The following is a 23,929-nucleotide window of genomic DNA, read 5'->3' as shown; positions in this document are numbered from 1 at the left end:
GGGGGCGCCGGGGGGGGCTACACTGCGCGGGTGCGCGTCGGGATTGTCACTGCCACCTACCTGCCGTCCCGGAACGGGGTGGCGACCAGCACGGCGCTGTTCGCGCGGGGCCTGCGCGAGCGTGGGCACGAGGTGCGGATCTTCGCGCCGCGCCACCCGCTGATGCCGCCCCACGAGGACGGCGTGTACCGCCTGAATTCCTCGTTCGCGGGCGCGCGGGCGCTGGGCGCCCCGGCGGACTACCCCGTGATGCTCGCGCCGGGCCCCCTGCTCACCTCGCGGCTGCCGCTGCGCGGGCTGGACGTGCTGCACACCATGCACCCGTTCCTGGCGGGGCAGCTGGCCCTGAAGTGGGCGCGGCTGTCCGGGGCGCCTGTCGTGTACACGGCGCACACGCAGTACGACCAGTACCTGCACTACGCGCCGATGCCCAAGCGGGTGGGCCGCGCGGTGCTGCGCCCGCACGTGAGCGCCTTCGCGCGCCGGGTGGACGCGGTGCTCGCGCCGGGCCGCGCGATGGTGGACATGCTGCGCGAGTACGGCTTCCAGGGTCAGGTGGACCTGATGCCGAACCCGGTGGACCTCGCCGCGTTCCGCGCCGCGACGGGCGCCGCGTTCCGCGAGCAGTACCACGTGTCGCCAGACGCGCCGCTGGTCGTGTCGCTGGGGCGACTGGCCCCCGAGAAGAACCTGGACGTCATGCTGCGCGCCTTCGACCGCGCCCGCGCCAGCCGCCCGGACCTGCGCCTGCTGGTCGTCGGGGACGGCCCCAGCCGCGCCGCGCTGGAACAGTCGGCTCCCGAGGGCGTGACCTTCACCGGCCCGGTCCCCTACGAGCGGGTACCGCAGGCGCTGGCGGCCGCCGACGCGTTCATCACGGCCAGCACCAGCGAGGTGCTCCCGATGAGCATGATCGAGGCGCTCGCGGCGGGCGCGCCGCTGGTCGCCGCGCAGAGTCCCGCCGCGCTGGACCTGATCCAGGAGGGCGTGAACGGCACCGTCCGCGCCGCCACGCCCGAGGCGCTCGCAGAGGGGCTGCTGGACACCCTGCTGCCCGCCCGGCTGCCCGCGCTGCAGGCCGGTGCGCGGGCCAGCGCCGCGCAGTACGACCTGACCACCCGCGCCGCCGCGCTGGAAGCCGTGTACGAGGACGCCATCCGCCGCAAACGCCGGTAGGGAACGCCGCAGCGGAGGGGAGGCCGGACTGGTCTCCCCTCCGCTGCCCTGTGAACCGCCATGCAAGACAGGAAGACCCCGGCATTTCTGCTGGGGTCTTCTGTGTGGTGCCGAAGATGGGACTTGAACCCACACGCCTCGCGGCGCTAGTCCCTGAAACTAGTGCGTCTACCAATTCCGCCACCTCGGCACACCTTTGGTATTCTCGCCCGCGCTCGGGCGCGTTTCAGGGCTCGCTTACTTTATAGGCGACTGCCGAAACTGTCAACACCCCCCGGCCCCGGACGTGGAAGGGCCGCGCCGGGGCACCCTACCCTGACGCGGCCCATGGGGTTCATTCAGCTGACGGGTTCGCCGCGTTCGCGCAGGCGTTCGGCCAGCTTGCCGGGTTCGAAGAGGCTGGCGCCTGCGCCGTAGCGGGCGGTGACGGCGCGGTTCAGGAGCCACACGGCCCCGGCGACGCCCACGAGGCTGATGATCAGGCTCGGGACGCGCATGATGGCGTTCACGGCGGCGATCTGGGCGTTGAAGTCGTCCGTGCCGAACTTCGCGGTGACACGCTGGTAGTTCACGACGCTGTTCACCACGCCGCCGATCAGGTCGACCACAGCGAACACGACGGTGCCCTGCACCAGGCCGCGTTTCACGACGGGGTCGCGCATGGCGGTCTGGGTGGCGGCGCGGTGCTCGGGGCTCTCGCCGATGCTGGTCGCGTCCAGGAAGACGCGGAACAGCGGGACGCTGGTGGCGGCGCTGATCAGGAACAGCAGGCCCACGAGGTACGAGCGGGCGCTGTCCTTGATGGCGTACCAGAAGCCGTCCACGTACCAGAAGGCCAGTGCGCCGCTGAAGATCGCGCCGGCCCCGCCGATCAATGCGACGGGGCTGACGTTGCGGTTCACGAGGAGGTCCCACAGGACGTACGCGACGGGAATCAGCGCCGCGAGGAGGTACGCGCGGACGTTGCCGGTGGTGCCGCCGCCGAACACCTGCTCGGCGACGCTGATGCCGCTGCCGAGAATGTTCGGGCTGAGAATCATGATGGGGATCACCAGCGTGAAGATCAGGTCCCAGACGGTCTTGGGCACGCGGGGGCGTTTGGCGGGCTCGGGGGCTACGGTCATGCCGGGCATTCTCCTGCATTCCCGCGTGAGGAGCAGCCCGGAGAGCCGGAGGTGGCCCTGACAAGCGGTCCGGTACGCTGGGGGGAATGCGCGCCCTTGAGGTCTTCACGGTGTTCCTGCGGCTGGGCCTGTCGAGTTTCGGGGGGCCGGTCGCGCACCTGGGCTTCTTCCGCGCGGAGTTCGTGGAGCGGCGCGCGTGGCTGGGTGACGCGGAGTACGCGGAACTGGTGGCGGTGGCGAACTTCCTGCCGGGCCCGAGCAGTTCACAGGTGGGGCTGGCGGTGGGCCTGCACCGGGCCGGGTGGGTGGGGGCGGGCGCGGCGTGGCTGGGCTTCACGCTGCCGAGTGCGCTGCTCATGGCGCTGCTGGGCGGGACGCTGGCGGGCGGCGCGGCGGACGGGGCGGGGTGGGTGCAGGGCGTGAAGCTGGCGGCCGCAGCGGTCGTGGCGCAGGCGGTGGCGGGCATGTGGGGCGCGCTGGTGACGGACCGGATGCGGGCGGGGCTGGCGCTGGGCGCGGCGGCGGCGCTGCTGGTGCTGCCCGCGTGGTGGGCGGGCGCGGGCGGGTGGGGCACGCTGGGGGTGCTGGGGCTGTGCGCGCTGATCGGCTGGCGGGTCCTGACGGCGCCAGTCGCCGTGGGGCAGACGCTGCGCGTGCCGGTGTCGCGCCGGGCGGGGGGTGCGCTGCTGGCGCTGGGCGCGGCGCTGGCCGTCACCCTCGCGGGCCTGTCGGCACTGGGGGGCGGGTGGGCGCTGCTGTGGGCGACGTTCCGGGCGGGCGCACTGGTGTTCGGCGGGGGGCACGTGGTGCTGCCGCTGCTGGAACCCGCGTTCGTGCCGGGGCTGCTGCCGCACGGGGTGTTCGTGGCGGGGTACGGCGCGGCGAACGCCATGCCGGGGCCGCTGTTCACGTTCGCGTCGTACCTGGGGGCCGCCGCCGCGCCCGCCCTGGGCCTAGGGACTGGCCTGGGGGCGCTGCTGGGCACGCTGGGGATCTTCCTGCCGGGCGCGCTGCTCATGCTGGGGGCGCTGCCGTTCTGGTCCGCGCTCAGTGGCCGCAGCGGCGCGCGGGCCGCGCTGGCGGGCGTGAACGCGGGCGTGGTGGGCCTGCTGCTGGCGGCGCTGTACACGCCAGTGTTCACGGGCGCGGTGCGCGGCCCGGCCGATCTGGCGGGCGCGCTGCTGGCGTACGCGGCGCTGACGGCGGGCCGGGTGCCCGCGTGGGTGGTCGTGCCGCTCTGCGCGGCGCTGGGCTGGGCCCTGGGCTGACTGCCGGGCGGCAGATGATGGCGGTCCGGCGTGCAGTCGCGCGGCGGCCACCTGATTAAGCTGGCTTCATGAACAACGGTGAACAGGGGTCGGCGTGCAACTGACCGTGAACGGCCAGCGCCGCGAGGTCACGCACCCCGACGAGATGCTGGTGTGGGTGCTGCGCGACGAACTGGGCCTGACCGGCACGCACTACGGCTGCGGGATCGGCGCGTGCGGCAGCTGCACGGTCCTGATCGGCGGACAGGTCACCCGCGCGTGCCTGACCCCAGCGAGCGCAGCGGCGGGACGCGAGGTCACGACCGTCGAGGGCCTCGCGCGCGGCGAGCGGCTGCATCCGGTGCAGCAGGCGTTCCTGGAAAACCCGTTGCAGTGCGGGTGGTGCCTGCCCGGGCACCTGATGTCGGCGGCGGCCCTGCTGGAGCGCACCACGGACCCCACGCCCGCGCAGATCGAGGAGGCGGCAGGCATCAACCTCTGCCGCTGCGGCGGGTACAACTCGATCCGCCGGGCGGTCGCCCGCGCGGCGGAACTGAAACGAGGGGGCCTGTGATACGGGTTCCGTCTGTTCCGCCCGCAGATCGGAACACCACCGATCTGCCGGCTCCACGCCCGGAACCCGTATCTCTCCTTCTCTGCGGGGCAGCTCTGCGAGTCGCCTCCGCTCGGGTTGAACGGTGCACGACACCCGTTCAACCGGAGGGCCTGTGAAGCCCGTCACGCGCCGCCGGGTCCTGATCGGCCTGGGCAGCGGCGCGGGGGTGCTGATCGTGGGGGCGCCGCTGGCGCTGAACGCGGGCCGCCCGGCGCTGGTGGAGTTCATCGAGGAGAACGGCACCGGCCCGCAGGACGCGCCGCGCGACCCGGACCTGTGGTTCGAGGTGACGCCCGCCGGGGTGACGTTCTTCGTCCCGAAGGTCGAGATGGGGCAGGGCATTCACACGGCGCTGGCGCAGATCGCGGCGGAGGAGCTGGAGGTCACGCCGGAGCAGCTGACGGTGCGGCAGGCGGACACGGCGCGCGGCTACGCGGGCGGGACGATGTTCACGTTCGGGTCGACCAGTGTGAAGGCGCTGTACCGTCCGCTGCGTGAGGCGGCGGCGACCCTGCGCGAACTCCTGCGGGAGGAGGCGGCGCGGCAGCTGGGCGTTCCGGCGGCGCGGTTGACGGCGGCGGGTGGGTCGTTCTTCGTGGCGGGTTCGCGCGAGCGCATCGGGTACGCGCAGGTCGTGGCGGGCAAGCAGGGCGAGTGGGTGATTCCGGAGGCCGCGCCCGTGCTGAAGGCGCGGCGGGACTTCAAGCGGATCGGGCGGGCCATGCCGCGCACGGACTTCCGGGACAAGGTGCTCGGCACGGCGACGTACGGGTACGACGCGCGCCTGCCGGGCATGCTGTTCGGCGCGGTGGCGCGCCCGCCGAGGTTCGGGGCGCGGCTGGTGTCGGCGTCGGCGGGCGCGGCGGGGCGGCAGCCGGGCGTGGAGCGGGTCGTGATTGATGTCGGGGCGGGGTTCGCGGGCGTGGTCGCGCGGACGCGCACGCAGGCCCGCGCGGCGTTGCCTTCCCTGGACCTGCGCTGGGAGGGCGGCACGACCGCCAGCAGCGCCGACCTGGACGCGCAGATTCAGGCGGGGTCGGGGTCGGTGCTGCGGCGGCGCGGAAACGTCCGCGCGGCCCTGGATGGGGGCACGGTGGTGCGGGCCGAGTACCGCACGCCGCTGGCCGCGCACGCGCACCTGGAACCCCTGGCGGCCCTGGCGGACGTGCAGGCGGGCGGGCGGATCGAGGTGTGGGCGTCCACGCAGTACCCGCAGAAGATCGTCGACGACCTGCGCGGCGTGTTCGGCAAGGACCGCGAGGTGCTGGTGCACCCGACGCAGCTGGGCGGGGGCTTCGGGCGCAAGGCGGGGCAGCACGCGGCGCTGGAGGCCGCGCGGCTCTCGGCGGCGGTCGGGAAGCCCGTGCATGTCGGCTGGACGCGCGAGGAGGACCTCCAGCACGCCTTCTACCGGCCGCCCACCCATCACGTTCTGCGGGGCAGTGTGGGCGCGGACGGGCGGGTGCGGGGCGTCGAGCAGTTCACGGCGGGCGGCGACATCATCTGGGGGCAGACCGGCATGCCGGAGTTCGTGCGGGACGCGCTGGGCTTCGATCCGGGCGGCCTGCTGGGGCAGTTCCTGCCGTACGACCTCCCGGCGTACCGGGTCGTGAACCGCCGCGAGGCGCTGCCCGTCCCGACCGGGTACTGGCGCGGCCTGGGCGTCCTGCCGAACACGTTCGCGCTGGAGAGCTTCATGGACGAACTCGCGCACGCCGCGCAGGTGGACCCGCTGGCGTTCCGGCTGCGGCACCTGGGGTCAGGCGGGGACGGGGGTCGCCTGCGGACCGTGCTGGACCGCGCTGCGCGGGCGGCCGGGTGGGGCACGCCCGTCGCGGCGGGCCGGGCACGCGGCGTGGCGTGCTGCCTGGACCTGAACACCGCCTCGGCGCTGGTCGCGGAGGTCTCGGTAGAAGATGGGCGGGTGCGGGTGCACCGCGTGACGGTCGCCGTGGACCCCGGACTGGTCGTGAACCCGGACGGCGCGCGGCTGCAGATCCAGGGGTCGGTGATGATGGCCCTGAGTTCCGCGCTGCACGAGGAGCTGACCATTCAGGACGGGCGGGTAGTCGAGTCGAACTTCGACCGGTACCGCCTCCTGCCCCTGCGGGACGCGCCGGAGGTCGAGGTGCTCCTGATCGAGAGCGGCGAGGACCCGCAGGGCCTGGGCGAACCCGTGATGGGCCCGGCGGCGGCGGCCGTGGCGAACGCGGTGTTCACCCTGACCGGCCAGCGCCTGCGGACCCTGCCCCTGCGCCCCGGCAGCTGAGCTTCAGCCTCCGGGTCATGCATGAGAGGGAGCCCGTCCGTTTCGTGGAGGGATCGGAACAACACCGATCCCCCACTCCACTCCCGGACCCCCTTTCTCTCCTACTCGCTCCGCTCGGGTGGAATGGTTGGCAGGAACCATTCCACCGGAGTCGATGTCATTCCAGCACGAAGCGGATGCTCTCCTCGAAGGTCACGCGGGCGACGTCGGCGCGCGGCAGGACGACGTTGCGGCGCCAGGGCATCCATTCGGTCTGCCCCTGGGCGCTGCGCAGGAAGCCGCGCAGACCGACCTCGACGTAGCGGGCGTCCCCGCCCAGCAGCGCGGCGAGTCCGGCGCGAACAGCGTCCGGGTCGCTCAGGGGACCGGTCAGGCGCGCGGACGGCACGCCCGGCACCTCCTCCGGGGTCTGGGTGGGGGTCTGGCCGGTGGGGTTGGGGTGTGGGCGGTACAGGTCCACCGTGAAGCCCGGCAGGGCCAGCAGCGCGGCGCGGGCCTGCGCTTCGGGCAGCGGGCGGGTGAAGGTGACGTGCAGGTCGATATCGAACCCGCGCGTGCCCTTGTCCGTGCGGGAGGTGGGCGCGGTCACGGCTGCGCGCTCCGTTCCAGGGCCCTGCGGTGCTGGTACAGGTGCGCGGCGACCATGCGCGTCCAGTCCAGCGCGTCGAGTTCCCCGAAGAACGGGTGCCAGAGGGTCCGGCCGGGCGTGGCGCGCAGCGCGCCCGTGACGATGCTCAGGCCCGCGCGGCTGTGCGTCCAGGTGGCGTCCAGGTCGTCCCACGCGAGGCCCGCAGCGCCGGGCTGGGTGTGGGGCGGGGCGACGCGGCGGCCGTCGGGCGTGAGTTCACCGGGCGTCTGCGGCATGGGGCGCAGTTCCCGTTTGGACAGCAGCAGGCCGACGCCGCGCGCGATGGAGTCGTTGATCTTCAGGACGTGCTCGGCCTCCTGCGCGGGGCTCCAGTCGCGCCCCGGCTGAGTGTGGGTCCAGTCGCCCTGACGGGTGCGCAGGTGCGCGTGGAACAGATCGAGTTCGCGGTCCAGACGGGCGCGGACGTCCTCGGGCGTGGCGCCCATGGGGGCCAGGGCAGCCGGGTCCAGCAGCGGTTTGGTCATGCGGGCAGTGTACGCCGCGCGGCCCGGCGCGGTCATACGCACTCCGGTTGAACGGGTTGCAACAACGTTCAACCCGAACGAAGCGAGCGGGAGAGAAGCGGGTTCCGGACGTGGAGTTGACAACCCGGTGTCCTTCCGGGTTGTCAACGAAACAGACGGAATCCGGATCAGCCCTGCATCCACCCGGCCCACACGCCCAGCGGGCCTGCGCCCGCCACGCCGCAGCGCGCCCGGAACGGCCACCCGGCGGGCGTGCTCCAGCGGCTCAGGGGCTCGTTGGGGCCGTAGGCGTCGAAGTCCCGGTCCTGCGCGGCCAGCCCGGCGGTGAGGCAGTCCTGCACGGCCTGTGGTCGGAAGCCCCGTCCGGTCAGGGCGGTCAGGAACGCGGCGGCCTCGCGGGTCTGCGCGTCGGTCAGGCGCGTGCCGCGCGGGGCGCCGGGGCGTAGAAGGCGCGCGCCGCTGACCTGGCCGCCGGGGCGGACGTCCACCTCCAGCTGCCAGCCGCTCGCGGTGCGGTATGTGCGCTGCTGGCCGTCCTGTCCGCCCAGGGTGTCCGGCGTGTTCTCGCGGACGGTGTGGAGGGTGCAGCGCATCGCCCGGCACAGCGGCGTGGCGGGCACGTCCACCGCGCGGCCGATCCAGGCGGGTTCCGGCGCGCCCCCGGCCTGCGCGGCGGTCAGGAGGAGCGGCAGCAGGGCGGCGCGCAGGAGGTTCAGACCGGCAGCGTTCATACCGACAGGGTAGCGGCCCAACATGAAGAGGGGGGCCGCAGGTCAGCGCGGCCCCCCTCTCCCCTGCTTTGTTCAGCGGACGGGCTGGCCCAGCACGGCCTTGCCGCCCAGGTAGGGGCGCAGCGCTTCAGGGACGCGGATGGTCCCGTCGGCCTGCTGGTGGTTTTCCAGCAGGGGCACGAGGATGCGCGGCGCGGCGATGCCGGTGTTGTTCAGGGTGTGCGCGTACACGAGTTTGCCGTGCTCGTCGCGGTAGCGCAGGCCGGTGCGGCGGGCCTGCCAGTCGCCCAGGTACGAGCAGGAGTGCGTTTCGCGGTACTTCTCCTCGCTGGGCACCCAGGTTTCGATGTCGTACATCAGGACCTTCCCGGCGCCCATGTCGCCCGTGCAGTTCTGCACGACGCGGTACGGGAGTTCCAGCGCCGCGAGGAGCGCCTCGGCGTTCCCGAGGATCTTCCCGAACCAGTCCAGGGCTTCGGGCTCGTCGGCGCGGCACAGGACGTACTGCTCGACCTTGCGGAACTCGTGCACGCGGATCAATCCGCGCACGTCCCGCCCGGCGCTGCCGGCCTCGCTGCGGAACGCGGCGCTGATCGCGGCGTAAGCGATCGGCAACCCCTCCAGGCTGAGCTGTTCCCCGGCGTACAGGCTGTTCACGGGGACCTCGGCGGTCCCGGCGAGCATCAGTTCGTCACCCTCGATCTTGTACACCTGGTCTTCCCCGCCGGGGAAGTGCCCGCTGCCGACGAACGCCTCGGGGCGCGCCAGGGCGGTGGTGGACAGCGGCGTGAAGCCCCGGCCGGACAGGAAGTCCATGGCGAACATCAGGACCGCCATTTCCAGCATGACCGCCTCGCCCTTCAGGAGGTAGCTGCGGCTGCCGGACACGCGCGCCACCCGCTCGGGGTCGCTCCAGCCCTGCTTTTCCAGCAGGTCCACGTGGTCCAGCGGCGTGAAGTCGAAGGTGGGCAGTTGACCCTCGCGGCGCAGTTCGACGTTCTCACTGTCGTCCCGCCCGACCGGCACAGAGGCGTGCGGGATGTTCGGCACGCGCAGCAGCAGTTGCTTCAGGTTGTCCTCGTGCGCGCGCAGGGCCGGGTCGAGCGCCTTGATCTCCTCGGCGAGGTCCTTGCCGCGCTGAATCAGGGTGGGGCGCTCCTCGGGCGTCGCCTTCGGGACCAGTTTCGCGTTGGCGTTGCGTTCGGCCTGCATGGCCTCCACGCGCTGCTTGAGGTCCACCAGTTCGCGGTCGAGGCGCAGCAGTTCGTCGATGTCGAGGTTCACGCCCTTGACGTCCACGGCGTGCTTCACCGCCCCGGCGTTCTCACGGATGAACTTGAGGTCCAACATCAGTCGGTCTCCACGGTGCGGGGCACGCGGATGTGGCCGTCGGGCATGCTCTCGGGCGCCAGCGCGGTGACGGTCGCCACGGGGAACACCTCACCGGCGACGTCGTCGCGCAGGACGTTCACGAGGTTCACGGGGCGCTGCATCTCCTGCACGCCGTCGGTGTCCACCTCGCTGAGCTGCTCGAAGTAGCCGAGCACGCGGGTCAGGTCGGCCTGCATGGCCGCGCGTTCCTCCGCATTCAGGTGCAGCCGCGCGAGCTGCGCGAGGTGGTCGATCTGGGCCGCGTCAATCATGCCCAGAAGTATAGAGTCGCCACCCCCGGAACCCGCACCCGCCCACTGGCGTAGTGCCTGACATGCGCCCCCTCACCGCTGCCCTGATCGGCCTGACCGCCACCCTGCCCGCGCAGGCCCAGACACCCACCCAGATGCCGTCCAGCCTGCCGGACGCCGTGACGCGCCTGTTCAGCGGCCCCGTGCAGTCCGGGTGGCTGGCGCCGTCCTTCCTGGCGGCCCTGCCCGCCGACGGCCTCCAGGCGGCGCTGGACGGCCTGACCGCCCAGCTGGGTGCGTTCGTGCGGACCGAGACGCGCGGCGACCTGCTCGTGGCAGTGTTCGAACGCGGTGAACTGAACGTGCTGGCGGCGCTGGACGACCAGGGGCGCTTCATGGGTCTGCGCTTCGTGCCGCTCATGGCGACGGCGTCCGGGGAGGGCTCGCCGCGCGAGGTGCTGACCCGCATCTTCAGCGGCCCGCTGGACGTCTCGATGTTCGCGCCGGACTTCCTGGCGGCCGTGCCGGAAGCGCAACTGCGCGCCCTGCTGGACGACGTCACGGCGCAGTTCGGCGCCCTGAAGGACGTGCAGATCGGCGCGCAGATGGCGGCCCTGATCTTCGAGCGGGGGCAGCTGAACGTCACGCAGTTCTCGCTGGACGACCAGGGCCGCGTGACGGGACTGCTGCTCACGCCGCCCCCGCCGGTCTTCACGTCGCTGGACGAGGCCCGCGCGGCCTTCGCGGCCCTGCCCGGTCAGGTCAGCCTGCTCGTGCAGGAGGTCGGTGCGCCCACGCCCGCCGCCGCGCTGAACGTCACGCGGCCCCTGGCGGTCGGCTCCACGTTCAAGCTGGCGATCCTGGCCGAACTGCAAGCACAGGTCAACGCCGGTCAGCGGCAGTGGACGGACGAGGTGACCCTGACCGACGCTGACCGCAGCCTGCCCAGCGGGACCCTGCAGGACGCCCCCACGAGCAGCCGCTACACGCTGCGGGACCTGGCGGCGCGGATGATCGCGCAGAGTGACAACACCGCCACCGACCTGCTGCTGGGCGTGGTGGGCCGCGCGGGCGTGGAGGCCCGCTTCGGCCAGCGGCCCTTCCTGAACACCCGCGAGGCCTTCGCGCTGAAGAACCCCGCGAACGCCGCGCTGCTCGCCGAGTACCGCGCCGCAACCCTGAACGTGCCCGCGCGCCGCGCAGTGCTGGACCGTGCCCGCGTGGCGCCGCTGCCCGCCGCCGCCGACTTCGCGGGCGGCCCCCTGGCGCGGGACGTGGAGTGGTTCGCCACGCCCGCCACACTGTGCCGCCTGATGAACGACGTGGCGGCCCTGAAGGAGACGCAACTGAACCCCGGCGTGGCCGACCCCGCCCGCTTCCGCAGCGTCAGTTACAAGGGCGGCAGCGAGCCCGGCGTGCTGAACCTGACCACGCAGGTCACCACCCTGACCGGACGCACGTACTGCGTGAGTGCCACCTGGAACGCCCCGGTCCCCCTGCAGGAGGACGCGTTCGTCGGGCTGTACGGCGCGACCCTGGATCTCCTGAAATAACCCGGCGACGCCCACGGCAGACAGGAGGTCCCCCGAGCCGTTGGGCACCGGGGGACCTCCTGCCTGCCGCAGTGTGGGTTTCAGCGGCGGCGCAGTTCGTCGCGGATCTCGGCCAGCAGTTTTTCCTGGGCGGTGGGTTCCACGACGACCGGTGCGGCGGGTTTGGCCAGGCGCTCGCGGAAGCGGTTGTAGGGCGTGACGACCACGACGTACAGGACGAGCATGGTGATCAGGAAGGTGATGAGCGCCGTGATGAACAGGCCGTAGTCGAATTCCACGCCGTTGATCACGAACTTGCCGCCGATGGCGCCGCCGCCGGTCGCCAGCTTGATCAGCGGGTTGATGAAGGCTGTCGAGAAGGCGCCCACCAGTGCGGTGAAGGCTGCACCCGTCGCGACGGCGATAGCGAGGTCCACGATGTTGCCGCGCATGATGAAGTCTCTGAATCCACTCAGCATGGCCGGAGTGTGTCAGGTCGTTCAGCGTTCAGCAATCCTCCCCTCATGAATACATCTAGACAGATTTTCCATTTGTGGAATTTTTACGGGACTGGATATCAAGAACTTGCTAGCAGCACGTCAAATTCCGTATCCGCCCACACCATCCGGGGCGGTGGGGGCATACCCCCCTCCCCCGCCGGGTGGAGGGGCAGACCACGCGCCGCCCCGGACGCAGGACCGGCCCGTCACCCTCTTCAGGGGCGCGGGCCGGTCGGCGCAGCGGGTGGTGGCCTTACGCCTGCCCGCGCATGTTCTGCTCGGCGACCTGCACCGAGATGGGTTCGGCGGTGTCCTTGACGGCGTGGGCGCTCATGCCGAACTGCGGCCCGCTGCTCTGCGCGCCCTGGAGGATCACGCGGGTCAGTTCACCCAGCGTGGACCCGCCCGAGCGGATGTCCATGCGCAGTTCGGCGCGCAGTTCGTCCAGGCTCACGTCGTCCAGCATCAGTTCCGTGCCGTACCGCAAGGTGGTGGGCGGCACGATCAGCAGGTCGGCCTCGCCGGGCTTCACGGCGTGCCGGAAGCAGCGGCCCGTGAGGAGCCCCGCGACGGTCGTGACCTTGCCGAAGGTCTTGTTCTCGACGGCGCGCACCTCGATGCTGAGGTTCCTGATGGCGCGCAGTGGTTCCACGGCGCGGTCCAGGGACTCGGCGAACAGCGTGCCGGTGCCCAGGATCACGCGCCGGGGTTCGGGCAGCGCGGCGGGCAGCTCCGGGACGCCCTCGGTGAGGAAGTCGCGGATCATGCCCACGCCGTTTTCCAGCATGGGGAACCCCTCGTACTCCTCCTCGCTGGGCAGCGGCTCCCCGGCCAGCAGGTACAGCTCGTCCGACGGGAACACGAAGCGGGTGCCGCGCTCGGCGAGGAACTGCTTACGCCACACGTTCAGGCGCCGCAGGGTGTCCTGCGCTTCCTCGCGGGAGAACACCCGCACGTCCGGGAGGTTCGTGCGGTGGCTGGTCAGGCCGATCGGCACGACCGCCGCGCTGATCACGTTCGGACGGCTCGACAGGTACTCGACGGTCTCGTCGAGGTTCTCGCGGTCGTTGCGTTCGGGCACGAGCACGATCTGCGTGTACAGGTCGATCTGTTCCAGGCGCTCGATCATGCTGCGGATCTGCACGGCCTGGGGGTCCTTCACCTTCAGGCGCCACCACTTCATCATGTCCTGGCGCAGGTCCTGGTTCGCGGTGTGGACCGACACGTACAGCGGCGAGAGGTTCTCGTCCTCGATCCGTCGGATGTCGTTCTCGGAGAGGTTCGTCAGCGTCACGAACGAGCCGTACAGGAACGACAGGCGGTAGTCGTCGTCCATGATGTACAGGCTCTTGCGGAAGCCGCGGGGCATCTGGTGCACGTAGCAGAAATCGCACTTGTTCGCGCACTTCTTGATGCCGTCGAACAGCACCTCCTCGAACTCCAGGCCCGGGTCCTCCCACTCGACGCTGAACGTGAACGTGTCGTCCAGGCTGGGCGCCGCCGTCAGGAAGAGGCGGTGGTGGTCCTGCGCGGTGCCGGGCACGCCGGTCATGACGCGCGGGGCCTCCTGCGGGCGGGCGATCTCCAGCGTCGCCCGGCCCTGCGAGAGCAGGTGGCGGTACGCGAGGACGTCCGTGACCGCCTGCCCGTTCACGCGCAGCAGCACGTCGCCGGGGCGCACGCCCGCACGTTCGGCGGCGCTGCCCGCCTCCACGGTCTTGATGGGCGCGGGAAACACCTGATCCTGAATCTGTTCGGCTGCCGTCACGTCACTTCACCCCTTTTCGGGACGCTGTGGCGGCCCCTCACCTGCATCACTGCACCTGCACGCGCGGGCCACCCGTGGGGGCCTCGCCTCAAGCACAGCAGCATAACAGCCGCGCCCAGGGTCAGGTGTGAGCGGGCACAGGTTCACCCGCCGGGGGCCAGCGCCCGCCCGGCCGGTCAGCGCCCGGCCAACTGGGTCAGCAGCGTGGCGAGGTGCCGGGCGTTCCCGTCCAGCGTGTGCCCGTCCAGCACGCTCTGGCGCGCCGCAATCCCCATGCGGCGCAGGGCGTCCGGGTGGGCCGCCAGCGCCCGCAGGGCCGCCGCGTAGCCGGGCGCGCCGCCACGCACGAGCAGCCCCTCCTGGCCCATGCGGATCAGTTCGCGCTGCGCGGGAATGTCGTTCGTGACGACCGGCGTGCCGCTCGCCAGGGCCTCCAGGGTCGCCAGGGACTGGTTCTCCGCGATGGTGGGTTGCAGCACCACGTCCGCCGCGCGGTACAGGTCCGGCATGTCGTGCCGTTTACCCAGGAACGTCACGTTGCGCGGCGCCGTGCGTTTCAGGGCGGGTTCCAGGTACCCGGTGCCCACCAGCACGAAGTGCAGTTCCGGCGCCTGCCACGCCGTGGCGATGACTGCCGGGTGGTTCTTCTCGATGCTCATGCGGGCCGGGTTCAGCACGGTGAACCCTGTGAATCCCAGGCGCTCCCGCAGCGCGGCGCGTTCCTGCGGGTCGCCGGGGCGGAACTTCACGGTATCCACGCCGTTCGGCACCGCGTGCACCTGCGTCATGCGGTGGTGGCGGCGCAGGTACTCGGCGCCCCACTCGGACACCGTGACGACATGCTGCGCGCCGCGGATGTCCCCCGCCTGCAACCACTCGTAGCACGCGCGGTACACGCCCTGCGGCAGGCCCGGAATGTGCAGCATCAGCTGATCGTGCACCAGCGACACGAACGGCCCGCGCAGCGCGCGGTAGTACTTGCGGTACCCGCGCGGATTCCAGCTGCTCAGGATCGTCAGGTCGAAGCCCCGACCCGCACGCTCCACACGGGCGACCTCGTCCAGGGTGCGGTAGGCATGCACGGGAATGCCGCGTTCCTGCAGCTGCGCGCGGAAGTCGGCGGTGCCCGGCACGTCCGGCATGGCGACCTCGGCGTGCACCCCGTGGGCGCGCATGGGGGGAATGATCTCGCGCATGTAGACCTCGCTGCCGCCCACGGCGGGCGCGTCGGTCACGAACAGCACGCGCAGCGGCGCAGCATCGGTCCTCATCACGGGCCAGGGTACCGTAAGGCCCGATGACCCTGATGCAACTGCGTGAGGTATGGGGCAACCGCCCCCTGATGGCCGCGTCCGCCGGAGTCCTGCTCCAGGACGAGCACGGCCGGGTGCTGATGCAACGCCGCGGCGACGACGGCCTGTGGGGCGAACCGGGCGGCGCGCTGGAACCCGGCGAGGACTTCCTGACCGGCGCCCGCCGCGAACTGCTGGAGGAGACCGGCCTGGACTGCCCGAACCTGACGCTGCTGCCACTGCCCGAGGGGCTTCAGGACGGCCCGGAGCTGTTCCACCGCTACCCGAACGGGCACGAGATCTACATCATCGGGATGCGCGCCCACGGCACGCTCCCCGCCGCCGCGCTGGCAGGGGCCGCGCCGGACGACAGCGGCGAGACGCTGGAGCTGCGCTGGTTCCCGCTGGACGCCCTGCCCGCCCTGAGCAACAACGCCAACCGCGCCAGCCTGAACGTCCTGCGCGCCCGCGCGGGCCTCCCACCCCTGCCGCTGGCCCCCACGCCTCCCGCGCCACCGGTCGGCAATTTCCTGATGGACTTGCGGCGCGTGATCGGCCCGCGCCCCTGGTTCGCGCCCGGCTCGAACGTCCTCGTCACCGACGACCAGGGCCGCCTCCTGCTGCTGCGGCACGGGCACACCCGCCTGTGGACGCTCCCCGGCGGCAGCCTGGAACCCGGCGAGACCTTCGCCCAGACTGCCGCTCGGGAACTGTTCGAGGAAACCGGCCTGCACGCCGCCCACCTGGACCCGCTGCACCTGTTCGCCGGACCCGAGTACCGCTTCACGTACCCGAACGGACACGTCGTGGACTTCGTGTCGGTCCTGTACCGCGCCCACGGCATCACCGGCACCCTCACCCCCCAGCCCGGCGAGGTGCTGGAGGTCGGCTGGTTCAGCCCCGACGACCTCCCCCCCGAAAACGAACTGAGCGGCGAACTGATCCGCGCCAACCTCCGCTGGTGGCGCACGCACGGGGACGCCCCCGACCAGTGATCAGAGGAGGCCAGAGCGCATGGCCCTGGCCTCCCTGATCAGGTCGAGTGGATCACACGCCCCCTCACCCCGACCCTCTCCCACGAGGGGAGAGGGAGTGAACGTCACTTCTCGCGGATGTTCCAGCCCTGCGCGCGGACGGCGCTCATGAGGGCGTCCATGACGGGATCGACTTCAGCGTCGGTGAGGGTCTTGTCGCCGCGGAAGACGAGGCGCACGGCGACGGAGCGGTTGCCCGCGCCGATCTGCTCGCCGGTGAACACGTCGAAGGGTTCCACGCTTTCCAGCAGGGTGCCGCCGTGTTCGCGCAGCAGGGCGGCGATCTCGCCGTAGCTGACGCCAGTGGGGGTGATGACGGCGAGGTCGCGCCACGCGGCGGGCGCGCGGCTGGGGTCGCGGAACGCCCACTCGCGGCCCGGCAGGGGCAGCGCGGCCTCCATGAGGAAGGTGTCGCCCTTGAGGCCGAACGCCTGGGCGATCTCGGGGTGCAGCGCGCCGAGCCAGCCGACGCTGTGGCCGTTCCAGACGACCTCGCCCGCGATGCCGGGGTGCAGGGCGCTGGGGACGGCGTCGCCGCGCAGCTGACGCAGTTCGAAGCTGGCGCCCAGGGTGCCCGCCAGGGATTCCACGAGGCCCTTGAACGCGCGGAAGTCCCCGGCGACGCCCGCCTGATCGGTGCGGGGCGCGAGCGGGCCGCGCATCAGCAGGCCCACCCGTTCGGTCTCGCCGCTGGCGGGGAAGATGCGGCCCATCTCGAAGATCAGCACGCGGTCGCCCTTCGCGTGGGCCTGCGCGGCCTTCACGAGGCTGGGGTACAGCGCGGTGCGCAGCCCGGTGCGGTCGGCGGTCAGGGGGTTGCGCAGGCGCACGCCGGGCCGCTCGGTGCGGGCCTTCTGCGCTTCCTCGTCGCTGGTGAAGGTGTACGTGACGACCTCCTGCGCGCCCAGTCCGGCCAGGGTGTGGCGCAGCGTCGCGCGGGCCACGCCTTCCCGCTCGGCGCCGACGTTGCTCTCGTGGACGCGCAGGGTGGGGAGACTCTCGGGCAGGTGCACGAAGCCGTGCAGGCGCGCGACCTCCTCGGCGAGGTCCTGCCAGATCGCCATGTCCACCCGCCATGAGGGCGGCACGACACTCAGCGCGTCCCCCTCACCCTCCACGACGCACCCGAGGCGGCTGAGGATGCCGCGCATCTCGTCGGTGTCCACGGGCATGCCCAGCAGCGCGCGGATCTGCTCACCCGTCGCCTCGATCCGCCCAGGGATCTCCGGGTCGCCCACGATGGTCGCGCCGGGGTGCACCTGCCCACCCGCGTCGCCCAGCAGGCCCACCAGTCGGGCCGCCGCGCGTTCGGGCAGCAGGGGGTCCACGCCACGCTCGTAGCGGTACACGGCGTCCGTCTTCAGGCCCAGGCGGGTGCTCGTGCGGCGCAGCAGCACCGGGTCGAAGTGCGCCACCTCGATCACCACGTCCGTCGTGTCGGCCCGCACGTGCCCGTGATCGCCGCCCATGATGCCCGCGATGCCCAGCACCGTGTCACCCAGTTTGGGCTGCCCGGCCGTCTCGAACGCCTCCGCGACAGTGGACACCTCGGGCTGCGCGCCGTCGAGGATCAGCAGGTCCTCCGGGCCGACCTCGTGCTCGCCGCCCATCAGGTCACGCACCCGCTCGCCCTGCCGCAGCCCGAACGCCACGAGGATCTGATCGCCACGCACGTCCCGCCGGTCGTACAGCGCCGTCGGCTGGCCCAGTTCCAGCATCACGTAGTTGCTGGTATCCACGATCAGGTCGATGGAGCGCATGCCGGACAGGCTCACGCGGCGCTGCATCCACAGCGGCGCCGGGCCGTTCCGCAGGCCGCTGACGGTGCGGGCCACGAAGCGGTCGCAGCCGAAGCGCAGCTTCTGCGTCGGGTCACGCTCGATGCGGATGCCCTTCTCGGGCAGGGACACGCGGATCTCGCCCTCCCCCACCGCCTCCGGCCCCGCCGCCGGTTCCACCAGATCCAGCTTCAGGAACGCCGCCAGATCCCGCGCCACCCCCAGCGCACTCAGCACGTCCGCGCGGTTCGGGGTGACCTCCACGTCCAGCACGTGATCCGCCGCCCACAGCTCGCGCATGGGCGTGCCGGGCTTCGCGGTGTTCGCCGGGAACAGCATCAGGCCCGCGCTGCTCTCACCCAGGCCCAGCTCCTTCGCGCTGGCCGCCATGCCCCAAGACTCCACGCCCTGCAATGCCCGCACGCCGTACGTCATGCCACCCAGTTCGGTGCCCGGCGACACCAGCGCCAGCATCGTCCCGGCCGGAAGACCCACCGCGTTCCCCGCACCCGACGCGATCACCCGCTCGCCATGCTCACCGACATCCAGCGTCAGGCGCGTCAACTGCGTGCCCGGCATCGCCTCGGCCGCCTTCACCGCCACCAGCAGCACCCCCGCAGGCGGCGCGGCGACCTCCTCCACGCCCTCCAACGGCAGACCCAGCTGCGCGAAGATCGGCTCCAGCTCCGACACCACCGGCAGACCCGGCACCAGTTCCTTCAACCACGAATACGGAATTTTCATTGAGTACCTCTCCTCCCCCTCTGTCGCCTCCGGCGACATCTCCCCCCTGAAGGGGAGAGGGGTAAACATTTACGCTGAGACGTGCCGCCCAAACGACACAGTCCATCCACCGACGTAGCCCGCATGCTGCGCAGACGCATGACCCCCGAAGAAATCCTGTTGTGGCAGCACCTGCGCCGCAGACAACTCGGCGTGACGTTCCGCAGACAGGAACCCATGGGACGGTACGTCGCGGACTTCGTCTGCTACGAACGCACCCTCGTCATCGAACTCGACGGCAGCCAACACCTGAACAGCGATACGGACCGGGAACGAGACGCCGACATGCTCGACCACGGCTTCCAGACCCTGCGGTTCTGGAACAACGAAATACGCAGCAACCTCCCCGGTGTCCTCGAACGAATCCAACAAGTCCTGGAAGCCAGAAAGGACCTTTAGCCCCCTCCCCCTTGAGGGGGGAGGGCTGGGGAGGGGGTGAACCGAACCGGCATCACGACGAGACCGTGGACGATTTACCGCGCCTGGGTGACGGCTCGGCTCACCCCCTCTGTCCCTCCGGGACATCTCCCCCCTGAAGGGGGAGAGGAAAAGCGGGCAGTTCATTGCGCGGCCACCTCGCGCACCAGTTCCCGCGCCTGTTCGGGCACGAGGTTCACGCTTTCCAGGTCCGTGAGGGGCACCCACTGCGGCGAGTACCAGTTCTCGTCGCTGCTGCGGATCGCTTCGGGGCCGTCGCCGAGGCGCATCTCGCCGGACTGCACGTGCGCCTGGAAGTAGTGTTCAAGGTTGCCGATGTTCTCCAGCACGAGGAGGGGCGGGCCGACGGTGACGGTCAGGTTCACTTCCTCCAGCACCTCGCGCACGCAGGCCTGGGTGGGCGTCTCGCCGTCTTCGATGCCGCCGCCGGGCAGCGTGGCGTACGCGCGCCCCTGCTTGCGGCGGAGCATGAGGAGCACCTCGGCCCTGTCATTCAGGATGATGGCGACGGCGCGGGCCCTCACTCCAGTTCTCCCCGGAACTGTCCGATGACGCGGGGATCGTTGGCGTAGAAGTAGCGGATGTCGGGGATTTTGTACTTGAGCATGGCGATGCGTTCCGGGCCGAGGCCGAATGCGAACCCGGTCTTGCCTTCGTACACGCGCTCCTTGCCCTGCGCTTCGCGGAGGTCGTCGACGGCTTTGAAGACGTTGGGGTGGACCATGCCGCACCCGCCGAGTTCGAGCCATTTGCTTTCGCCGCGGGGGTTGTCCCAGTACACGGCGAAGTCCGCGCCGGGTTCGACGAAGGGGTAGTAGCTGGGTTGGAAGCGAACTTTGGCGCGGGGGCCGTAGAGGCCGCGGGCCATTTCGGCGATGGTGCCTTTCAGGTCGGCCATGTTGATGTGGTCGCCGACGACGAGGCCTTCGAGCTGGTGGAACATGCTTTCGTGGGTGGCGTCGGTGGCTTCGTAGCGGTAGACCTTGCCGCGCACGACGATCTTGAGGTCGGGTTCGTGGTCGACCATGTAGCGGATCTGCATGGGGCTGGTGTGGGTGCGCAGCAGGCGGCCGTCCTCGAGCCAGAAGGTGTCCTGGAGGTCGCGGGCGGGGTGGTACCAGGGGACGTTCAGGGCTTCGAAGTTGTGGTGTTCGTCCTCGACTTCGGGCCCCTCAACGACGGTGTACCCGAGGCGTTCGTAGATGCCGGTCAGGTCGTCGTACACGCGGTTGATGGGGTGCAGGCCGCCACTGGGGAGGGGGAGGCCGGGGAGGGTGACGTCGATGGCTTCGCTGGCCAGCTGGGCGTCGAGGGCTTCGCGTTTCAGGGTGGTTTCGCGGGTGTCGAGGGCGTCCTGGATGGCCTGCCGGACGGCGTTGATTTCGGCGCCGCGGGTCTTGCGTTCCTCGGGGGGGAGTTTTCCGAGGGTGCCGAGTTCGCGGGTGACGAGGCCGCTCTTGCCGACGTATTTGGTCTTGACGGCTTGCAGGGCTTCGAGGGTGGTGGCCGCCTGGATTTCGGGGATGGCTTCGTGCTGCATGGGTCCTCCGGTGGGGGAATGAACAGTCTGGCAATGAAAAGCCCCGCCTCGCGGGTGCGGGCGGGGTGACTCGCTGCGGCCTGAGGTTCAGGCGAGCGTGACCCCGGTGTGGGTAAACGGCGAAGGTGTACCGGTCCGGGGCGTCATGGGGTTCAGGGTAGCAGGTTCGTGGGGTGATGAGTTTGGACTGGGTTGGCTGTGGGGGGGAGGTGACCCGGTGGTGTTGACATCTGCTTGACATCTGAGCGAAGAATGGTATCTCGATGTCCAATTCAACTGTCCGGCGCGGCTTCGTGCTGCTGGCCTCCGTTTCCCTTGCGTTGTCCTCCTGTGGTCGCATGCCTGCTGCTGCTCCGTCCCTGTCTGCCCTGGCGGCGGCGGGTGAGCCGGTCATCAACGAGCTGTACTACGACTCGCCCAGCACGGACGTGGGGACGTTCATCGAACTGAAGGGCCCGGCGGGCAAGTCCCTGAGCGGGTACACGCTGGCGGCATTCGACACGGCGGGCACGCAGTACCGGACGATCACCCTGTCCGGGACGATCCCGGCGAGCGGGTACTTCGTGGTGGCGCAGGACACGACCGTGGCGAGCCGGAATCTGGTGAATGCGGGCGCGGACCTGAACAACGGCGCGGGCAGCCTGCGTCTGCTGAAGAGCACCACGATCATCGACGCGGTGGCGTACGGCACGCCGACCAGCAACAAGGGTGAGGGCACCGCGGCCGCCACGACCGGCGCGGGCAGCGCCCTGGCGCGCGTGCCGGACGGGTCGGACACGAACGCGAACAGCGTGGACTTCAAGGTGCAGGTCAGCACGCCCGGCGCGTCGAACGGGGGCGGGACCGGCGGCGGTGGCGGCACGACGAAGAAGGTGCTGTTCGACCTGACGAAGGCCGAGGACGCCGGGAATGCCGACTGGCGCATCGACGGGGCGTACAGCGATTACGCCAATGCCCTGCGCGGCCTGGGGTACACGGTGAGCAGCGTGACCGGCACGAGCATCACCTCGACCAGCCTGTCGGGCGCGTCGGTGCTGGTCATTCCCGAGCCGCAGAACCCCTTCAGTGACGCCGAGCGCGCCGCGATCCAGTCGTTCGTGCAGAACGGCGGTGGGGTGTTCATGATCACCGATCACCGCGTCAGTGACCGCAACAACAGCGGCTGGGACAGCCCGGAAGTGTTCGACGGCTGGGACGGCAGCACGCCCGCCAGCGTCAGCACGAGCCTGCAGGCGAGCCTGAACAGCGACGTGATCTTCGGGCTGAACGCGTCGTTCAACTCCAGCTTCAGCGACCCGGTCCTCACGGCCACGCCCCTGACCACCCACCCGATCCTGAACGGCGTGAGCAGCGCCGGGGTGTACGTGGGCACCAGCGTGGACGTCCTCTCGGGCACGGCGCTGATGGGCACGGGCGGCAAGACGTACCTCGCGGTCAACAGCGTCGGGTCGGGCCGCGTGGCGATGTGGGGCGACAGCAGCACCTTCGGGGACAACACGTACTCGGATGGCAGCACCGGCACGTACAACAACTGGCCGAACCTCAGCAACGCGGCGATGGGCAAGAACATCGTGCGCTGGCTGGCGAAGGACCTCTGATCTTCATTTAAGCTTCACATTCCTGACCGGCGGCCCGCTTCTGGGCGGCCGGTCCTGTTTTGCGTGTCCAGGCGCATGAAAAGATGACCCACATGATCTGGAGACCGCATGGGTGAAGTGCACGCCGAACTGTTCCTGCTGATTGCCGGGGTGCTGCTGCTGGGCAGCCTGCTCATGAGCCGCATCGGGGGGCGCCTGGGCATCCCGGGCCTGCTGCTGTTCCTGGGGGTGGGCATGCTGGCCGGGTCCGACGGGCTGGGCATCCAGTTTCAGGATTACCGGCTGGCGCAGGCGATCGGGACGGTGGCGCTATGCTTCATCCTGTTCCAGGGGGGCCTGGACACGAACTGGGCGCACACGCGGCCCGTGGTGCGCCGCGGCCTGAGTCTGGCGACGGTGGGGGTGCTGGGCACCGCCGGGATCATGGCGGCGTTCGTGCACTACGCGTTCGGCTTTCCGTGGCTGACGGCGTGGCTGCTGGGCGCGGTGGTCAGCAGCACGGACGCCAGCGCGGTGTTCAGCGTTCTCAAGGAGCGGCAGCTGGGCCTGAAGGGTGACGTGGCGCCGCTGCTGGAGTTCGAGTCCGGCGGGAACGACCCGATGGCGGTCTTCCTGACGGTGGGCCTGCTGGAACTGATCGCGAATCCGGGGCTGGGCGTGCTGAGCATCGTGCCGCTGTTCCTGAAGCAGATGCTGCTGGGCGCGGTGTTCGGGGTGGTGCTGGGCCGCGCGGCGCTGTGGGTCCTGAACCGCCTGCAGCTGCAGTTCGAGGGCCTGTACTCGGTGCTGTCCCTGGCGCTGGCCCTGACGATTTTCGCGGGCACGGCGGTCGCGGGCGGCAGCGGCTTCCTGGCGATCTACATCGCGGGCGTGATCCTGGGCAACGCGGACTTCATCCACAAGCGGTCCCTGATCGGCTTCCACGACGGGCTGTCTTGGCTGATGCAGGTGGCGATGTTCCTCACGCTGGGGCTTCTCGTGAACCCGCACGAACTGCTGCCCACGGCGGGCCTGGCGATCGCGTGCGCGCTCGTACTGGTGTTCCTGGCGCGGCCGGTCAGCGTGTACCTGGCGCTGGCCCGCGCGAAGATGCCACTGAACGAGAAGAGCATGGTGGCGTGGGTGGGCCTGCGCGGCGCGGTCCCGATCGTCCTGGCGACCTTCCCGCTGCTGGCGGGCGTACCGCAGGCGCAGACGCTGTTCAACATCGTGTTCTTCATCGTGCTCGTCAGCGTGCTGCTGCAGGGCACCACCCTGACGCTGGTAGCGCGGTTCCTGCACGTGCGCGAGGCCCTGCCGGTGAACGCGGCGTCCCCGATCACGTACACGCCCACCGGACACGACCGCAACAACATGGTCGAGGTGGAGGTCGTGCCGGGCAGCGCCGCCGACGGGCAGCGGATCGTGGACCTGCACCTGCCGCCCGAGGCGCTGGTGATCCTGATCAACCGCGCCGGGGAGTACCTCATTCCGCGCGGCGCGACCGACCTGCGCGGCGGGGATCAGGTGCTCGTGCTGGCCGGACCAGAGGAGCTGCGCGAGGTGCGCCGCACCCTGGGCCGCCCCGGCCCCGCCTGATACGGACTCCGGTTGAAAGGTTTGCAAAATCTTTCAACCCGAGCGGACTCGCAGAGCTGCGGTGCAGAGCGAGCAGGAGAGAAACGGGTTCCGGGCGTGGAGTTGGCAGATCGGTGGTGTTCCGATCTGTTAACGAAACAAACGGAATCCGTATGACCCGTCCGGTCCGTGCCGGTCAAACTGTAACGAC

General features: G+C 70.8%; 21 protein-coding genes and 1 tRNA gene. 9 read left to right on the top strand and 13 right to left on the bottom strand.

Annotated elements, in window-relative coordinates; translation table 11 throughout:
- The first annotated feature begins 30 nt into the window (after nucleotides 1-30).
- Complete coding sequence (locus EXW95_RS13265; RefSeq protein WP_174367838.1) at nucleotides 31-1,176, top strand: glycosyltransferase family 4 protein; 1,146 nt, start codon at nucleotides 31-33, stop codon at nucleotides 1,174-1,176.
- 105 nt (nucleotides 1,177-1,281) lie between these two features.
- On the opposite strand, the gene EXW95_RS13260 is transcribed toward EXW95_RS13265, so the two are convergent.
- Both EXW95_RS13260 and EXW95_RS13255 read right to left on the bottom strand, forming a co-directional pair.
- Nucleotides 1,282-1,366, bottom strand: a tRNA-Leu gene (locus tag EXW95_RS13260).
- Between the two features lie 148 nt (nucleotides 1,367-1,514).
- On the bottom strand, nucleotides 1,515-2,309 hold the full coding sequence (locus EXW95_RS13255) for a VC0807 family protein (protein ID WP_371810062.1): 795 nt from the start codon (nucleotides 2,307-2,309) through the stop codon (nucleotides 1,515-1,517).
- A gap of 77 nt (nucleotides 2,310-2,386) precedes the next feature.
- On the opposite strand from EXW95_RS13255, the gene chrA reads away from it, so the two are divergent.
- The 3 genes from chrA (at nucleotide 2,387) to EXW95_RS13240 (ending at nucleotide 6,432) form a co-directional block, all read left to right on the top strand.
- Nucleotides 2,387-3,568, top strand: coding sequence for a chromate efflux transporter (chrA, locus tag EXW95_RS13250; protein ID WP_174367836.1), 1,182 nt, complete (start codon nucleotides 2,387-2,389; stop codon nucleotides 3,566-3,568).
- Nucleotides 3,569-3,662: 94 nt separating this feature from the next.
- On the top strand, nucleotides 3,663-4,121 hold the full coding sequence (locus EXW95_RS13245; RefSeq protein WP_174367835.1) for a (2Fe-2S)-binding protein: 459 nt from the start codon (nucleotides 3,663-3,665) through the stop codon (nucleotides 4,119-4,121).
- 154 nt (nucleotides 4,122-4,275) lie between these two features.
- Nucleotides 4,276-6,432 (top strand): molybdopterin cofactor-binding domain-containing protein, encoded by a 2,157-nt coding sequence (locus EXW95_RS13240; protein WP_174367834.1) that lies wholly within the window; start codon nucleotides 4,276-4,278, stop codon nucleotides 6,430-6,432.
- Between the two features lie 157 nt (nucleotides 6,433-6,589).
- Here EXW95_RS13240 and EXW95_RS13235 read toward each other — a convergent pair whose 3' ends face one another.
- From EXW95_RS13235 to gatC, 5 genes are all read right to left on the bottom strand, one after another.
- On the bottom strand, nucleotides 6,590-7,021 hold the full coding sequence (locus tag EXW95_RS13235) for a hypothetical protein (protein WP_174367833.1): 432 nt from the start codon (nucleotides 7,019-7,021) through the stop codon (nucleotides 6,590-6,592).
- A complete protein-coding gene (locus EXW95_RS13230) occupies nucleotides 7,018-7,545 on the bottom strand; it encodes a DinB family protein (RefSeq protein WP_174367832.1) in 528 nt (175 codons plus the stop codon). The genes EXW95_RS13235 and EXW95_RS13230 overlap by 4 nt, the downstream gene beginning before the upstream one ends.
- A gap of 167 nt (nucleotides 7,546-7,712) precedes the next feature.
- Nucleotides 7,713-8,276 (bottom strand): hypothetical protein, encoded by a 564-nt coding sequence (locus EXW95_RS13225; protein WP_174367831.1) that lies wholly within the window; start codon nucleotides 8,274-8,276, stop codon nucleotides 7,713-7,715.
- Between the two features lie 72 nt (nucleotides 8,277-8,348).
- A complete protein-coding gene (gene serS, locus EXW95_RS13220) occupies nucleotides 8,349-9,626 on the bottom strand; it encodes a serine--tRNA ligase (protein ID WP_174367830.1) in 1,278 nt (425 codons plus the stop codon).
- Nucleotides 9,626-9,919, bottom strand: a complete 294-nt coding sequence (gene gatC, locus EXW95_RS13215; RefSeq protein WP_174367829.1) for an Asp-tRNA(Asn)/Glu-tRNA(Gln) amidotransferase subunit GatC — start codon at nucleotides 9,917-9,919, stop codon at nucleotides 9,626-9,628. The genes serS and gatC overlap by 1 nt, the downstream gene beginning before the upstream one ends.
- 62 nt (nucleotides 9,920-9,981) lie before the next feature.
- Between gatC and EXW95_RS13210 the strand changes: the two genes are divergently transcribed.
- Nucleotides 9,982-11,451 (top strand): serine hydrolase, encoded by a 1,470-nt coding sequence (locus EXW95_RS13210; RefSeq protein ID WP_174367828.1) that lies wholly within the window; start codon nucleotides 9,982-9,984, stop codon nucleotides 11,449-11,451.
- An 80-nt stretch (nucleotides 11,452-11,531) separates the two neighbouring features.
- Here EXW95_RS13210 and mscL read toward each other — a convergent pair whose 3' ends face one another.
- The 3 genes from mscL to EXW95_RS13195 form a co-directional block, all read right to left on the bottom strand.
- Nucleotides 11,532-11,909 carry a large conductance mechanosensitive channel protein MscL gene (mscL, locus tag EXW95_RS13205; RefSeq protein ID WP_174367827.1) on the bottom strand — a complete coding sequence of 126 codons (378 nt, stop codon included), beginning with the start codon at nucleotides 11,907-11,909 and terminating at the stop codon, nucleotides 11,532-11,534.
- A gap of 274 nt (nucleotides 11,910-12,183) precedes the next feature.
- Nucleotides 12,184-13,698, bottom strand: coding sequence for a DUF512 domain-containing protein (locus EXW95_RS13200; RefSeq protein ID WP_174367826.1), 1,515 nt, complete (start codon nucleotides 13,696-13,698; stop codon nucleotides 12,184-12,186).
- 176 nt (nucleotides 13,699-13,874) lie between these two features.
- Nucleotides 13,875-14,969 carry a glycosyltransferase family 4 protein gene (locus EXW95_RS13195; RefSeq protein WP_217449197.1) on the bottom strand — a complete coding sequence of 365 codons (1,095 nt, stop codon included), beginning with the start codon at nucleotides 14,967-14,969 and terminating at the stop codon, nucleotides 13,875-13,877.
- Between the two features lie 26 nt (nucleotides 14,970-14,995).
- Between EXW95_RS13195 and EXW95_RS13190 the strand changes: the two genes are divergently transcribed.
- On the top strand, nucleotides 14,996-15,985 hold the full coding sequence (locus tag EXW95_RS13190) for an NUDIX domain-containing protein (protein ID WP_174367825.1): 990 nt from the start codon (nucleotides 14,996-14,998) through the stop codon (nucleotides 15,983-15,985).
- 104 nt (nucleotides 15,986-16,089) lie between these two features.
- Here the strand turns inward: EXW95_RS13190 and EXW95_RS13185 are convergent, their stop codons facing one another.
- Nucleotides 16,090-18,546: a phenylalanine--tRNA ligase subunit beta gene (locus EXW95_RS13185; protein ID WP_174367824.1), complete on the bottom strand. Its 2,457-nt coding sequence runs from the start codon at nucleotides 18,544-18,546 to the stop codon at nucleotides 16,090-16,092.
- 81 nt (nucleotides 18,547-18,627) lie between these two features.
- Between EXW95_RS13185 and EXW95_RS13180 the strand changes: the two genes are divergently transcribed.
- The gene (locus EXW95_RS13180; RefSeq protein ID WP_371810061.1) at nucleotides 18,628-18,984 is read left to right on the top strand and encodes an endonuclease domain-containing protein; all 357 of its coding nucleotides are present in this window, start codon (nucleotides 18,628-18,630) and stop codon (nucleotides 18,982-18,984) included.
- Between the two features lie 161 nt (nucleotides 18,985-19,145).
- Here the strand turns inward: EXW95_RS13180 and EXW95_RS13175 are convergent, their stop codons facing one another.
- Together EXW95_RS13175 and pheS are read right to left on the bottom strand one after the other, a co-directional pair.
- Complete coding sequence (locus EXW95_RS13175) at nucleotides 19,146-19,547, bottom strand: NUDIX domain-containing protein (RefSeq protein WP_174367823.1); 402 nt, start codon at nucleotides 19,545-19,547, stop codon at nucleotides 19,146-19,148.
- Nucleotides 19,544-20,563 carry a phenylalanine--tRNA ligase subunit alpha gene (gene pheS / locus EXW95_RS13170; RefSeq protein WP_174367822.1) on the bottom strand — a complete coding sequence of 340 codons (1,020 nt, stop codon included), beginning with the start codon at nucleotides 20,561-20,563 and terminating at the stop codon, nucleotides 19,544-19,546. The genes EXW95_RS13175 and pheS overlap by 4 nt, the downstream gene beginning before the upstream one ends.
- A gap of 338 nt (nucleotides 20,564-20,901) precedes the next feature.
- Here pheS and EXW95_RS13165 point away from each other — a divergent pair, with 338 nt between their 5' ends.
- Together EXW95_RS13165 and EXW95_RS13160 are read left to right on the top strand one after the other, a co-directional pair.
- Entirely contained in the window at nucleotides 20,902-22,161 is a 1,260-nt protein-coding gene (locus EXW95_RS13165; protein WP_254605616.1) for a lamin tail domain-containing protein, read from the top strand.
- A gap of 108 nt (nucleotides 22,162-22,269) precedes the next feature.
- Nucleotides 22,270-23,739, top strand: coding sequence for a potassium/proton antiporter (locus EXW95_RS13160; RefSeq protein WP_174367820.1), 1,470 nt, complete (start codon nucleotides 22,270-22,272; stop codon nucleotides 23,737-23,739).
- Nucleotides 23,740-23,929: the final 190 nt, after the last annotated feature.

The sequence above is a fragment of the Deinococcus sp. JMULE3 genome (genome assembly GCF_013337115.1).
GTDB lineage: Bacteria > Deinococcota > Deinococci > Deinococcales > Deinococcaceae > Deinococcus.
Note: the sequence above shows the minus strand (reverse complement) of the source record. Positions and strands in the feature narration are given on the sequence as shown.